We start from the raw sequence: 14358 nt of genomic DNA on the forward strand, positions 1-14358 counted from the left end.
GTATTAGTATATTCTTAAATTTTAATAGTTAAGCACTAACCTGTTCCATTAGTGTTCTCGGATCGGTGACTACACCTGTAATTGCTGTAGCTGCTGCCACTAATGGAGACGCTAACAATGTTCTAGATCCAGGCCCTTGACGTCCTTCAAAATTTCGGTTAGATGTAGATACCGCCAATTTCCCAGCAGGCACTTTATCATCATTCATTGCTAAACATGCAGAACATCCAGGTTCTCTTAATACAAATCCAGCTGCTTCTATTATTTCATCTAAACCTTCTTCATTAATTTGGTCTACCACTTTGTGTGATCCTGGTACTAACCAAGCTGTAATATTATCTGCTTTTTGGCGTCCTTCAACAATAGAACAAAAAGCTCTAAAATCTTCGATTCGTCCGTTTGTACATGATCCAAGGAATACATAATCAACTTGCTTCCCAATCATATCATCACCCTCATCAAACTTCATATAGCCTAATGATTTTTTATATGTAGCTACACCACCTTGAACATCTTCCGCTAAAGGAATTGATTTTGTTACACCCATTCCCATTCCTGGATTGGTACCGTAAGTAATCATTGGCTCAATATCGGCAGCATCGTAGTTAAATTCTAAATCGAATTCTGCGTCAGTGTCAGTTTTTAGCGTTTTCCAATAGTCCATCGCTTTATCCCAATCTGCACCTTTTGGAGTGTGTTTTCTACCTTTTATATATTCATAAGTCTTATCATCTGGCGCAATCATTCCACCACGAGCACCCATCTCAATAGATAAGTTACATACCGTCATACGACCTTCCATAGACATATCTTCAAACACATCACCAGCATACTCTACAAAATAACCTGTAGCACCAGACGTTGTTTGTTTTGAAATGATATAAAGCGCCACATCTTTAGGTGTAACACCAAAACCTAATTTACCATTTACGTTAATACGCATTTTCTTAGGCTTAGGTTGCATAATACATTGTGTAGATAATACCATTTCAACCTCAGACGTACCAATACCAAAAGCAATAGCACCAAAAGCACCATGTGTAGAGGTATGCGAATCGCCACATACAATAGTTGATCCTGGTAATGTAATACCATTTTCTGGCCCTACAATATGAACAATACCATTGTTTCTGTGTCCTAATCCCCAGTGCGAAATACCGTATTGTTCAGCATTAGTTGCTAAAGCCTCTAACTGATTTGCTGATAATGGATCTGCAACTGGTAAGTGTTGATTCCAAGTTGGGGTGTTATGATCGGCAGTTGCAAATGTGCGCTCTGGATACATCACGCCTATGCCTCTACTTCTTAATCCAACAAATGCAACAGGACTTGTTACTTCGTGTATAAAATGACGGTCTATAAAAAACACGTCTGGTCCATCTTCTATGGTTCTAACAACATGCGAATCCCACACTTTGTCAAATAATGTCTTACTCATAAATAATAAAGGTTTGTTTTTGAAATAACTTTGAAATAGAACACAATATTGTATTTCAAATTATAACAGGTTACAAAGTTATAGTTAATTACAAATAATCAAAAGTTTAAGCCGTATTGTTATTTTATTTTATAAAATTTACAATGGAGCGTATATTAATTGCATTTTATGCAACAAAAATGAAAAATCGATTATAATTTTTAAAGCCGTTTTATTGCAGCACCTTATAATCTATCTTTTACATACTCAACTTTTGTTTTTCCATGCGGTAAAACCTTACCATCTGGCCCAATATTTACCATGACTATATTAGAAATGGTAATGATGGTTTCTCGCGTTCTCATGTTTCTAACTTCGCAGCCTAAAGTAAGTGATGCTTTACCAAATTTTAGAGCTTCGATACCTATTTCTATAACATCGCCTTGTTCTGCTGATGCTTTAAAATCAATTTCACTAATATATTTGGTAACTACTTTCTGGTTTTCTAACTGTACAATACTGTAAAGCGCCGCTTCTTCGTCTATCCATTCTAGCAGTCTTCCACCAAACAAAGTGCCGTTTGCATTTAAATCTTCTGGTTTAATCCATTTTCTGGTATGAAATCGCATAATTTGTTTTTAATATTTTAAAATAATGTTTTTTGAATATCCTCGTTTGGAATGGTAAGATTATATCCCAATGCCGCATTTAGTTTTTTAATAAAATACGCCGACAATAAAGGCGATTCTTTTTCTATATTTTGATGGATGAAAAAATCTATTTCTTTGATACCTTGATCTTTCCATAATTTTAAACGCTCTACCCAATCCTCTAAACGAGTATAGTCACTTTCATGATTAGCCCCTAAATAACGCACAAAAGCTGTAGCATTGGTTAAGCGCATGTACATCAAATCGCGACGACCAGCAGTGTCAACAATTACATTTGAAATATTGTTTGCTTCTAAAAGTTGATATAATTCTTCAGCAATTGCTTTATCGTTATACCAATTAGTATCTCTAAATTCAATAGCTAATGGTATATCTTTTGGCCAACCTTCTACAAACGTAATCACTCTATCAAAATCTTTTGGCGCAAAATTACTGTGCATTTGTAAAAATATAGTGCCTAACTTTTCTTTTAAATTTGAAGCGTTGTACAAATAATTCTCAACTACGCCACTAGTTTCGTTCAAACGTTTCCAATGGCTGATTTCTTGATTCAATTTTGGAAAGAACTTAAAACCTTTTGGTGTTTTATCATACCATTTCGAAAATTGTTCCGCAGGAAATATACGGTAAAACGTCGCATTCATTTCAATAGCATTAAACTGAGACGAATAATATCCTAATTCATCTTTTGTACCTCTTGGATAGAATCCTTTTAAGTCTGCCCTATTCCATTTGGCGCAGCCTACATAAATTTCTGGTTCGTTATCATTCTTTACCTTATCAAGCACTTTCTTGGTATCAGGATGGTCATTAGGGAATGTAAAGTCTATTAATTCAGGATGGTCTACGCTTCCAAATTTCATGTTTTAAATTTTCAATAAAGATAAAAACTTCAATGTTGATAACCTCGTTAACAATTATAAGACCAACTATTACGTTAAGCATTAAGAATTTATATTTTTATTAAAAAATCTACACTATGGACTCAAGACAATTCAAGCTTAAAAGTATAAGACCAGAATTACCTAATGCGGTTATTAGTGACAACATGAGTGCCGACGAGCGTTTTCAGAATTTGGTGTTACGCCCTATTCTTAAATTTCAGAACGATTTATTGATTGCTGTGTTTAGAAATTACATTAAAAAACACAAGTCGGTTTTTTACGATTTATCTCTTGAAAAACGTATCGATTATATTGAAAATGCCATTCAAAAGGACATGAAATTGCGTAATTCTATGAAAGGGATGATTATAGGTTTATTTACGGTTGAAGAATATCAAATTTATATTCAAAATTCATCGGCTTTAAACAAACGCATGATGAATATTACAAAACAACGTTTAATTAGTAATATGCAGTTGTTTGATAAGCCTGAAGTTTTGGTGGCGGTTTAAAATTCTTTATTTAAAAGAATATATTTTCATTAAACTAATTATAATGACCATATTAACAAATCAATTAGGTCTGCCTTTTTAGCACCATATATAGTTTTATTTCCTTTGTTTTGATTTATATCTAATACTCTAAACTTCTTTTTGGTTTTATTTATTTCTAACTTCATTTCCATGTAACAATCAACAGATTCGAATAGTAACATTGAGTATTTTTGGTAAATTTTATTAAAAAGTATTTTGTCTTTTTCTTTTAGTTTATTTAATGGATTAAAAATTATAGCATAACTATCAGGAAAAATATCTAAAGTTTCAAAAAGAATAATAGTATTAAGCTTAGAATAAGCAGCAACACCATTGTATATTTCTTTTTGATTTTCTTTTGCTTCTGCTAGATAATTCAATCTGTTTTCATCATAAATACTTTTTAATTGTGATATCTGTTCTAAATCAGCATAGTCTATTTTACTAATAGTACTTTTCTTTAAATCTGAGTATTTTGGAAGTATATCGTTACTCAATACTGCATAAAACTCTATTCTTTGCTTTACATCTATTTTATATATACTATCGCTAATTTTCTTTTGAACTAAATATTCAGATAATTCAGACTTTTTACATTCTTGGGAAAAAGCAAAACATATTGAAAAGGCTAAGCTAAATGTCAATATTAGTATTTTCATATTATTATATTGAAAATTGATAACATACTAAATATTAGTCAATTAAAGAAACCCCATTCAAATCTGTAGTCAACACGTCGCTCATATAATCAAAAAATGGGCGAATGGTTTTAAATGCATTGTCCACGCTATCTAAAAAATCGGCACCCAAAACTTCTTTATCGGTATACTTTTTTGTAAAAATATACTGTTTCTTTTTAATGAGACCGATCGCTTCATGTTCTTTACTAAACCCTTTTGGTGCGGTTTTAACTTCGTCGCCTTCAAACGTATCTCCCCAAACGGTATTAAATGTTTTATCTGCTAAAATATCTCGCATTTCCGAAGCATCCATTTCAAACTCTTTTCTAATCCGTAATAAATCTTCTTTTTCTGGTTGCCAAAACCCTGTAGCTATAAAACTTTGATTATTGGGTTGAATATGCAAATAATAGCCACCTCTTAATCTTGGCTTTGCGCGGTGAAACGACCCACCAAAATGGGTTTTATAAGGCAACTTGTTTTTAGAGAAACGTACATCACGATATATCCTGAAAATTTTTAGTTTGTCTATCTCATCGTGACGATTTATACGCTCTAAAAGTGCATTATAAAACAACTTCACTTCGCCTTCAATGGCTTTAAACTCTGGTTTGTTCTCATTAAACCAATCGCGATTATTATTCTTTTCTAATTTTTTAAAAAATGCAAAAACAGATTTTGGTACGGTATTGCTCATTTTTATGTTTTAAATGGTTTCTAAATTACGAAAAAGTATTGGACGTTATTAGTTTTAATAGTATCAACTTATTCTTATTATATTCTAGGTATTCTGGACTAGTGCGTTAGGGATTGCAGCGGCATCTTTTTTAAAGCTTCTGCAAATATGCCGTCATTACGAGGAGGTACGACGAAGTAATCTGTTGCAATTAAGAAGATTGATTCACTTTGTTCGAATAACACTAGATCTAAAAACGTTTTAAAAAGACCTGCCTAAAGTTATTTATTTGAATTCGATAGCGTTAAAAAAAAATCCTGAGTCACCTCAGGATTTTAAAATTATATAGGGAGATAATTATTTAATAGCTCTACTATCTTTGTTATACATTGTAGACTTAATGCTATTAGATGTATCATCAAAATATTCTACTATAAAATTTCCGTTCTTATCAAAATAGCCTACGCCATTCAAGGTTTCACCCTTAATAATATAACTTCCGTTGGCTTTAGTTATCCACGCTTTGGCAATGGTGGTATATTTGCTATCCTGATTGTTCGCTACATCAAAACCATAATTTTGTGGCGTAAACATATAATTGCTATCACCTACTGTGTAATAGGTTACTTTGCTTAAGGTTTTAAAATTATTAGAGTTTTTCGCTACCATAATTTTCTTTTCCACCTTTGTTGTGGCATTAACTCGGTTTTGATTAATCTTTTCAGCATCGCTATCGTCTAATTTCACATTAGATGTTTCACGGGTAACCATTTTTATCTTTTTCTCAGTTACGTTTTTACCATTGTTTTGTTTAATGGTTTTTATTTTAACCTCTTCTGTTACTTCTGATGGTTGTTCTTGGGCTACTGCAGTACCACAAATAAATAGTGCAAGTATATATATAGTATTTTTCATTGTTTCAAATTTTTTAATTTATATTTTTTTATTTAACTCATTAATAATTAATACCTTATACTGCAAATTTAATAGCATAACTCCTATTAATTTGCCGTATTTGGTATTAGTGTTTGCTCATATCAAAATATGAGCAAACACTAAATAACCTATCGTTTTATCTTTACTGATTACCTAAAGACAAACGCGTTATTATAATTAATTACTATTATGTTTTTCCGTTAGAGCAGATTTGTCTAACGCTAATTTATTATCAAACTGTAATGTTCTAATAGGGAAAGGTATATTAATATTGGCTTTATCGTAAGCTTTCTTAACTTCAATAATTGCTCTAGTTTTTGCTTTTAGTTTTTCTAACATGCTTTCGGCATCTATCCAAAATCTACACATGTAATTTATAGAACTGCCTCCAAATTCTGTGTAATAAAACTCCACGTCTTCTGGGTCATTAACTTGTTCAAACTTATTTGCAATTGTTTCTTTAGTTAAACGCTCTACTTCTTCCAAATCAGATTCATATCCTACACCACATTCCAATACAACGCGCATACGTGTAGTTAGTGAATAGTTTTTTAGTGGATTCTCTAAAATCATTTTGTTTGGAATAATCACCAAGTTATTATCGGCCTCTTTCAAAACAAATTCTTTTAAATTCACATCTACAACTTCGCCCGAATATCCATTGGTTTCTACCCAATTACCTAATTGTATTCGTTTTCTAAACGATATTACCACACCAGCAAATGTGTTTGATAATGTACCTTGTAAGGCTAAACCAATTGCTAAACCTGCAACACCTGCACCAGCAAGAAGGGAGGTTAGCATTTTACTTAAGTTTAATATGCCAAGTGCCAAAAATAAGCCAGCTGCTACAACTACCACAGCCGATATTTTTGCAATAATGTTAGCAATCGATTTTTGGTCTACACGTTTTTCAACGAGTTTTAATACAAATTTTCTAGTATATCTAGCAACAATGTATGCTGTGAACATTACTAGTATTGCCAAAATTAAATTTGGTATACTTTCTATAATTGCACTTAACCAACCTTGCAGTTTTTCTATTAAATCGGCAAATGCTTTTCCTATAGTATCTTTCATAATAATTTAAATATTTTAATTAGTGTTAAAATTTTAGTGTCTTAATCTATAAATATTAAGCCTCTACAACACTAGCTTTTAAATTATCCGAAGTTTTTTTGGTCCATGCATTTAGCATCCAGCTTATCTTTTCTAATTCTCTAATATATGCACCAATTAAATCTACAGTACCTTCATCAGAAATAGCACTAGCTTTATCAATAACTTTACTCATTTGGTTTAGCAATAATTTATGATCATTTAAAGTATCTAATACCATTTCTTGATCATCCTTTAAAGGCGCATCCTCAAGAATAGCAGATGTTTTTAAATAATCTTCTAATCTACTCATTGGGTGAAATCGTAAAGTTAATATACGTTCTGCAATTTCATCAATTTTTACTTTAGCATCATTGTACATGGTTTCAAACTGCTCATGCAAATCGAAAAAATTCTTTCCAATAATATTCCAATGTCTACTTCTTAATTTTTGGTAATACACGTGGTAGTCTGCTAACAAAACATTTAATTCAACCACCACAGGCATTAATTCTTCTTCATTCATGTTTAAATAGCTCATAATATTTTTTATTGTTTTAAAATTAAATTCCCTATTAATATATAGGCAATAACGCTTTTGTCAAGTGGTTTAACAGGTTTTAACGGCGTTAAGATTTTATTAACTTAATTTATGTTAAAAAAACCGATAAGTGTTAAAGAGTTTTAAGAAGAATAATACATTAATTATTTGGGCGCTACCACAAGGGTCGGGCTTTCACTAGTCGCTCCTCCTTAGGTCGGGAGCTCCAACATGCCGTTCAATCCCTAGCGCAACTCACTCAAACGTAAACCCTTCCTAACCTCCCCAAAGGGGAGGAACTCCACTCTTGCTCTTAAAAATAGGCATCATTGCTATTAAGTAATAGTTTCCTCCCTTCGGGGAGATTAAGAGGAGCTTTTACTCAAACTCAATAGAATTCAAAATCAATCCAGAAGCAGGTGCGATATAATTCATCTTCATTTTACTATCAGGTACAAGGCTATTTTCAATATCCGTAAGTGTTAATTTTCCTTTACCCAAATCAATCAAAGTACCCATCATTAACCGAATTTGGTTTCGCATAAACCCCTTCCCTTTTACTCTAAGCAAAAATGTTTTCTTGGGGAAGTAGTTAGCAGTATACATCGTATTTTCTACCAATTCACATTGTAAAATTTCTCTTGTGTATATCCCGTTTTCAGTAGGCTTGTAACAATAACTCCATAAATAGTGCTCACCTTCAAATAGTTTAGCACCTTGTTTCATAATCTCAATATCAAGATTGTCTAAAATAGTAGCCATAATAGGTGCACAAAACGGATGGCACTTTTCACCATAAGTAAACAGATACAAATACTCTTTAATTTTAGAATGCTGTATAATATTGAATTGAGCATTTACTTCTTGAATACTTAACGCTCTAATATCTTGCGGTAAATTGTAATTAAATAACTCTAAAAACTCCGTTTCGTTTTCAATAGGTGATTTTAAAAAGAGCTCAAAAGCCGCTTGTTCCGCAGACACCATCGCATCTGTTCTACCAGATGTTAGAGTTTTAAAATACTTACCTTCTAAAATATAGTTAAGTGTTCTGTCTATCATAAAGTGCAAGGTTTTAAGATTTGGCTGTTTTTGCCAACCATGAAACCGATAGCCTAAATACTGAACATGTATAAGATAGTAGTATTTTTTTGGTTGAAATTGCATTTATTTCTGTCTGCCTTTCAACTCTTCTTCAATATCCTTTAAAGTAAAGCCTTTAGCCTGAAGCAACATTAAATAATGAAATAACAAATCCGCTGATTCATACAAGAACAACTCATCATTATTATCCATAGCTTCAATAACGGTTTCTACAGCCTCCTCGCCCACTTTTTGAGCGATTTTATTTATGCCCTTTGAAAACAAACTCGCTACGTAAGATTTTTTAGTATCCTTATTTGCAACACGTTCTGCAATTACATCTTCTAAAACTGAAAAGAAACCATAAGATGAGTTGTTCTTTTCTTTCCAGCAGGTATCTGTTCCTGTATGACACGTTGGGCCAACGGGATTAACTTGTATTAATAAGGAATCGCTATCGCAATCATTTTTGATATCTACAAGGTTTAAAAAGTTGCCACTCTCTTCACCTTTTGTCCATAAACGTTGTTTACTTCGGCTAAAAAAGGTCACCTTTTTAGTTTCTAATGTCTTTTGATAAGACGCTTCGTTCATGTAACCCAACATCAATACATTTTTTGTTGTTACATCTTGAATGATGGCAGGGACTAATCCGTTTTGATCGTATTTTATTTTCATCTTTTACTCTTTATGAGATGCTGAAACGAGTTCAGCATGACGACTAAAGTCGTACTTCTATATTATGTTCTTTTAATTCTTTTTTTAAATCAGGAATTGGAATTTCACCAAAATGAAACACACTGGCCGCCAAAGCAGCATCTGATTTTCCTTCTTTAAAGGTATCCACAAAATGCTGTACATTTCCTGCACCTCCTGAAGCTATTATTGGTATATTTAACAGCTCTGATAACTTACAAAGCGCTTCATTTGCAAACCCGTTTTTTGTACCATCATGATCCATCGATGTAAATAAAATCTCTCCAGCTCCTCGTTCTTCAACGTCTTTAGCCCATTCAAATAAATCAATATCTGTTGGAATGGTTCCTCCTGCTAAATGCACTTTCCACTGTCCATCAATTTGTTTTGCATCAATAGCAACTACTACACACTGACTTCCAAATTTATCTGCTAACTCATTTACTAATTCCGGACGTTTCACTGCTGAGGAGTTAATAGATACCTTATCTGCACCACAATGCAATAACGCATCCACATGTTCTACAGATGATATACCTCCACCAACTGTAAAAGGAATATTTACCTGTTCTGCCACATGCAACACCATATCTAAAGTTGTGCCTCTGTTTTCTAGAGTTGCAGCAATATCTAAAAACACCAATTCATCAGCACCATGCTCCGCATATTGTTTTGCCAATTCTACAGGATCACCGGCATCAATTAAATCTACAAAATTTACACCTTTTACGGTACGTCCATTTTTAATATCTAAACAGGGTATGATTCGTTTTGTTAACATACTTTTCAAGTATTTAGCTCTTAGTATTAAGTAATTAGTTTAATTTGTTTTGTAATGATCTATTCATCTTTTGAATTTCATTACATAGATTAATTAAAGGTTCAATTTTTTCTTTAGTTGTAAAATTTAGTCTTAAAGATAAAAGTAATTGTGTTTTAAGTTCTGATGTTGAGCCATTAGCAATTGATAAGAAATGGACAAACTCCTTTTTTGAATTTCTTCCCGCGCCTTCAGCAATATTAGAAGGTATGGAAACACTACATCTTCTTATTTGAGAAATTAACCCAAATCGTTCTTCATTTGGTAACTCTTTAGATAATAAATAAACGTATTCTACCAAATCCATTGACTTTTTCCAGATAAGTAAATCCTCAAATTTATTCATACTAAATACTTTTTACTAAAATCTAATCTCTATGAATTATAAAAATTTTTCAAGTTCATAAAGGCTGATTCTATTTTCATAAATAGCTTTACCAATAATAACGCCTTCACAACCTAACTCAATAAGCTTAGGCAACTCATCAATATGTGAAATACCTCCAGAGGCTATTAATTTTATAGATTGCCCACTACTACTACTATTTGTACATTGCGAAATGATGTCGTTATATAAGTCAAAAGAAGGACCTTCTAACATACCATCTTTTGATATATCTGTACAAATCACATATTGAATTCCTTTCTTTTGATAGCCTTTAATAAACGGAATCACTTCTTCGGAGCTTTCTTCTTGCCATCCGCTAATCGCTATTTTTCCTGCATTACTATCGGCTCCTAAAATAATTTTCTCGCTTCCATATTTAGAAATCCAACCTTCAAAAGTCTTAGGGTCTTTTACAGCAATACTGCCGCCTGTAATTTGTCTTGCACCAGAATTAAAAGCAACATGTAAATCTTCATTTGTTTTTAAACCACCTCCAAAATCTATTCTCAATTTAGTTTTTGTTGCAATTTGTTCTAGCACCTTATAGTTAACTATATGCTTCGCTTTAGCACCATCTAAATCTACGAGGTGCAAATACTCAATACCAGAAGCTTCAAACATTTTTGCAACCTCTAAAGGGTTTTCGTTATATACTTTTTTAGTATCGTAATCGCCTTTTGTTAAGCGCACACATTTTCCGTCTATGATATCTATTGCTGGTATTATTCTCATTGATTAACTTGTTAATCAACCCTGAATTTATTTCAGGGTCTTTAATTAATTTCTATTGTTATTAAATATGGATTTGATTCTTTGATAAGATTCCATTTCCATTTTTTATGCCATTTTTTCAATTGTCGTTCTCTTAATCTAGCATTTTTCATTTCATTAAATTCTTCAAAATACATCAAATCTGTGACCTTGTATTTTTTTGTAAATAACGCGCCATTCCCTTCTAAATGTTCCTTTAATCTTCTTTTTAAATTATCTGTATAGCCTATATATAAAACAGTTTTGTTTTTATTTGATAGAATATAACAATAATATTTATTCATAAATTCAAAAGATCCTGAAACAAGTTCAGGATGGCGCTAAAGGTTCAAAAAATTTTCTAAAATTTTAGCACCTTTAGCGCCACTCTTTTCAGGATGAAATTGGGTACCGTAAAAATTATCGTGCTGTAATGCTGACGCATAATTAATCTCATAGTCAGTTGCGGCAATGGTTTCATCACAATGTTCTGCATAATAACTATGCACTAAATACATGTATTCGTTTTCATTTATGCCCTTAAATAAATCAGACTTTAATGCTTTAATGACATTCCAACCCATTTGTGGCACTTTTACAGCATTAGAAAAACGTTTTACTTTAGTTTGAAAAATCCCCAAGCCTTTAGTGTCGCCCTCTTCTGTATGTAAACACATGAGTTGCATCCCTAAACAAATACCTAAAACAGGTTGCTTTAATGTTGGTATTAATCTATCTAAACCGCTTTCCTTCAACATCTTCATAGCAGAACTTGCTTCTCCAACACCTGGAAATATAATTTTATCTGCAGCTTTAATTTCTTCTGGATCATCAGACAAAATGGCGTCTACACCCAATCGTTTAAAAGCAAATTGAATACTTTTAATGTTTCCTGCTCCGTAATTTATAATAACTAATTTCATTCTTAAAAAAGCTTTTAGCTTTTGGCTATTAGCTATTAGCAAACAGCTAAGAGCTAAGCGCTATTTATAACATTCCTTTTGTTGATGGTAAAAACATTTTGTTCGCATCTCGTTTCACGGCCATTTTCATGGCTTTTGCAAAGGCTTTAAAAATACCTTCTATTTTATGATGTTCATTTACACCTTCTGCTTTAATATTTAAATTGCATTTTGCGCCGTCGGTAAAAGACTTAAATAAATGAAAAAACATTTCTGTTGGCATATCTCCTATTTTTTCACGCTTAAATTCAGCATCCCACTCCAACCAATTTCTACCACCAAAATCTACCGCCACTTGTGCTAAACAATCATCCATAGGTAAACAAAATCCGTAGCGTTCTATACCTAGTTTATTTCCTAAAGCTTTATTAAATAACTCGCCTAAAGCAATCATGGTATCTTCAATGGTATGGTGCTCATCAACTTCTAAATCGCCATCTACTTTAATGGTTAAATCCATAGCGCCATGTCGCCCAATTTGATCTAACATGTGATCAAAGAAAGATAATCCTGTATCTATATTATTTTTTCCAGATCCGTCTAGATTTAATTTTATATAAATCTGAGTTTCATTGGTATTACGTGTTATTTCTTCAATACGATTTTCAAGTTTTAAAAACTCATAAATAGAGGCCCAATCTGTGCTAGTAAGCGCAATACTTTTCAGAATATCTTGCTTCGAGGTTTCAATTTCATCTGCACCCAATTCTGGGTCTTCAGATAAATAAATCCCTTTTGCTCCTAAATTTTTAGCAAGCTCCATATCGGTAATTCTATCCCCCAAAACAAAAGAGTTTTCTAAATCATAAGCTTCAGAGAAGTATTTGGTTAACAGCCCTGTTCTTGGTTTGCGCGTTTCTGCATTTTCGTGTGGAAATGTTTTATCTATAAACACCTCAGAAAATATAACACCTTCTTTTTTGAAAGCATCTATTATTTTGTTTTGAGCAGGCCAAAAGGTATCCTCTGGAAAACTATCTGTACCCAAACCATCTTGATTGGTAACCATAACCAACTCATAATCCAACTCATTAGCTATTTTAGCCATGTATTGAAATACTTTGGGGTAATATTCTAACTTCTCTAAACTATCTAATTGATAATCCACCGGTGGCTCTAAAACTAAGGTGCCGTCTCTGTCTATAAAAAGTACTTTTTTCATGATATAGATTTTAAACTATCTATTAATAAGCTGTTCTCTTCTGACGTTCCAACCGTAAAACGCAAACAGTTTTCGCATCCAGGTTGGGTGGTTCTGTTTCTAATAACAATACCTTTATCTATTAATTGGTTGTAGCGCTTTGTGGCATCATCTACTTTAGCCAACACAAAATTAGCATCCGTTGGATATATTTTTGAAATAAAAGATACCGTTTGTAGGTTCGTTATCAACGCTTCTCTTTCTTTTAATATGCTAAGCACTTGTTGTTGGGTTAAATCATAATCTTTAAGCTGAAGAATTGCTTTTTGCTGCGTTAATTCGTTTACGTTATAGGGCGGCTTAATACGATTTAAAACGGATATTATTTCTTCGGAAGCATAACATATTCCCAAACGAATTCCTGCCATTCCATAAGCTTTTGAAAGGGTTTGTGTAACTATTAAATTTGGAAACTCATCCAATCGGCTCACCCAGCTTTCGTTATTTGAAAAATCGATATATGCTTCATCTATAATTACAATACCTTTAAAATTTTTAATCAGTTTTTCTATCGATTTGGCTTCAAAACTATTACCGGTTGGATTATTTGGTGAACATAAAAATAAGAGCTTAGAATTTGAATTAGCGATGTTTAAAATTTCATCAACTTTAGGTTGAAAACCAGCATCCAATTCAACACTTTTTATTGCAATGGCGTTAATATTAGCCAATACACTGTACATACCGTAAGTTGGAGGTAGTGTGATAATGTTATCTTGATTGGGTTCGCAAAATGTACGATATATTAAATCTAGAACTTCGTCGCTTCCATTTCCTAACAAGATATTTTTTTGAGGAATGCCCTTAATTTCAGAAAGTAAAGACTTAACCGACCTTTGTTGCGGGTCTGGATACCGATTTACGCCATTCTCAAACGGGTTTTCATTGGCGTCCAAAAACACCATATCATCACTATTGCCTTGAAATTCATCTCTTGCCGACGAATATGGTTTTAGGGCTTTTATGGTTGGTCTTATTAAATTTTGAATGTTCATTTTTTGCCTAGTAGTCCTCATAGGTTT

Annotated in this window: 18 protein-coding genes; 1 reads left to right on the plus strand and 17 read right to left on the minus strand. The window is 32.6% G+C overall.

The window, feature by feature from the left end; genetic code table 11:
- Positions 1 to 28: 28 nt before the first annotated feature.
- The 3 genes from leuC to ACKGJY_RS02595 form a co-directional block, all read right to left on the minus strand.
- Positions 29 to 1438 carry a 3-isopropylmalate dehydratase large subunit gene (leuC, locus tag ACKGJY_RS02585; RefSeq protein WP_413972279.1) on the minus strand — a complete coding sequence of 470 codons (1410 nt, stop codon included), beginning with the start codon at positions 1436 to 1438 and terminating at the stop codon, positions 29 to 31.
- A gap of 224 nt (positions 1439 to 1662) precedes the next feature.
- Complete coding sequence (locus ACKGJY_RS02590; RefSeq protein ID WP_413972280.1) at positions 1663 to 2046, minus strand: acyl-CoA thioesterase; 384 nt, start codon at positions 2044 to 2046, stop codon at positions 1663 to 1665.
- Positions 2047 to 2063: 17 nt separating this feature from the next.
- Positions 2064 to 2951: a DUF72 domain-containing protein gene (locus ACKGJY_RS02595; RefSeq protein WP_413972281.1), complete on the minus strand. Its 888-nt coding sequence runs from the start codon at positions 2949 to 2951 to the stop codon at positions 2064 to 2066.
- Positions 2952 to 3067: 116 nt separating this feature from the next.
- Here ACKGJY_RS02595 and ACKGJY_RS02600 point away from each other — a divergent pair, with 116 nt between their 5' ends.
- Entirely contained in the window at positions 3068 to 3484 is a 417-nt protein-coding gene (locus ACKGJY_RS02600) for a glyoxalase (protein WP_413972282.1), read from the plus strand.
- A gap of 38 nt (positions 3485 to 3522) precedes the next feature.
- On the opposite strand, the gene ACKGJY_RS02605 is transcribed toward ACKGJY_RS02600, so the two are convergent.
- From ACKGJY_RS02605 to hisC, 14 genes are all read right to left on the minus strand, one after another.
- Positions 3523 to 4164: a hypothetical protein gene (locus ACKGJY_RS02605; protein WP_413972283.1), complete on the minus strand. Its 642-nt coding sequence runs from the start codon at positions 4162 to 4164 to the stop codon at positions 3523 to 3525.
- Positions 4165 to 4198: 34 nt separating this feature from the next.
- The gene (locus ACKGJY_RS02610; RefSeq protein WP_413972284.1) at positions 4199 to 4882 is read right to left on the minus strand and encodes a DUF2461 domain-containing protein; all 684 of its coding nucleotides are present in this window, start codon (positions 4880 to 4882) and stop codon (positions 4199 to 4201) included.
- Positions 4883 to 5218: 336 nt separating this feature from the next.
- Positions 5219 to 5776, minus strand: a complete 558-nt coding sequence (locus ACKGJY_RS02615) for a hypothetical protein (RefSeq protein ID WP_413972285.1) — start codon at positions 5774 to 5776, stop codon at positions 5219 to 5221.
- 198 nt (positions 5777 to 5974) lie between these two features.
- Positions 5975 to 6877, minus strand: a complete 903-nt coding sequence (locus ACKGJY_RS02620; RefSeq protein WP_413972286.1) for a mechanosensitive ion channel family protein — start codon at positions 6875 to 6877, stop codon at positions 5975 to 5977.
- A gap of 55 nt (positions 6878 to 6932) precedes the next feature.
- Positions 6933 to 7436, minus strand: a complete 504-nt coding sequence (locus ACKGJY_RS02625; RefSeq protein ID WP_413972287.1) for a Dps family protein — start codon at positions 7434 to 7436, stop codon at positions 6933 to 6935.
- 378 nt (positions 7437 to 7814) lie between these two features.
- Positions 7815 to 8603, minus strand: a complete 789-nt coding sequence (locus ACKGJY_RS02630; protein ID WP_413972288.1) for a tRNA pseudouridine(38-40) synthase TruA — start codon at positions 8601 to 8603, stop codon at positions 7815 to 7817.
- Positions 8604 to 9197 carry a bifunctional phosphoribosyl-AMP cyclohydrolase/phosphoribosyl-ATP diphosphatase HisIE gene (gene hisIE / locus ACKGJY_RS02635; protein ID WP_413972289.1) on the minus strand — a complete coding sequence of 198 codons (594 nt, stop codon included), beginning with the start codon at positions 9195 to 9197 and terminating at the stop codon, positions 8604 to 8606.
- A gap of 43 nt (positions 9198 to 9240) precedes the next feature.
- The gene (gene hisF, locus ACKGJY_RS02640) at positions 9241 to 9996 is read right to left on the minus strand and encodes an imidazole glycerol phosphate synthase subunit HisF (protein WP_413972290.1); all 756 of its coding nucleotides are present in this window, start codon (positions 9994 to 9996) and stop codon (positions 9241 to 9243) included.
- A 34-nt stretch (positions 9997 to 10030) separates the two neighbouring features.
- Positions 10031 to 10381, minus strand: coding sequence for a four helix bundle protein (locus ACKGJY_RS02645; protein WP_413972291.1), 351 nt, complete (start codon positions 10379 to 10381; stop codon positions 10031 to 10033).
- Between the two features lie 36 nt (positions 10382 to 10417).
- A complete protein-coding gene (gene hisA, locus ACKGJY_RS02650; RefSeq protein WP_413972292.1) occupies positions 10418 to 11155 on the minus strand; it encodes a 1-(5-phosphoribosyl)-5-[(5-phosphoribosylamino)methylideneamino]imidazole-4-carboxamide isomerase in 738 nt (245 codons plus the stop codon).
- A gap of 41 nt (positions 11156 to 11196) precedes the next feature.
- Positions 11197 to 11478: a GIY-YIG nuclease family protein gene (locus ACKGJY_RS02655; protein ID WP_413972293.1), complete on the minus strand. Its 282-nt coding sequence runs from the start codon at positions 11476 to 11478 to the stop codon at positions 11197 to 11199.
- 36 nt (positions 11479 to 11514) lie between these two features.
- Complete coding sequence (gene hisH / locus ACKGJY_RS02660; RefSeq protein ID WP_413972294.1) at positions 11515 to 12096, minus strand: imidazole glycerol phosphate synthase subunit HisH; 582 nt, start codon at positions 12094 to 12096, stop codon at positions 11515 to 11517.
- A 64-nt stretch (positions 12097 to 12160) separates the two neighbouring features.
- Entirely contained in the window at positions 12161 to 13297 is a 1137-nt protein-coding gene (gene hisB / locus ACKGJY_RS02665) for a bifunctional histidinol-phosphatase/imidazoleglycerol-phosphate dehydratase HisB (protein WP_413972295.1), read from the minus strand.
- Positions 13294 to 14331 carry a histidinol-phosphate transaminase gene (gene hisC / locus ACKGJY_RS02670; RefSeq protein WP_413972296.1) on the minus strand — a complete coding sequence of 346 codons (1038 nt, stop codon included), beginning with the start codon at positions 14329 to 14331 and terminating at the stop codon, positions 13294 to 13296. Before hisC ends, hisB begins: the two co-directional genes overlap by 4 nt.
- Positions 14332 to 14358: the final 27 nt, after the last annotated feature.

Source organism: Hyunsoonleella sp. 2307UL5-6, assembly GCF_047345485.1.
Lineage (GTDB): Bacteria > Bacteroidota > Bacteroidia > Flavobacteriales > Flavobacteriaceae > Jejuia.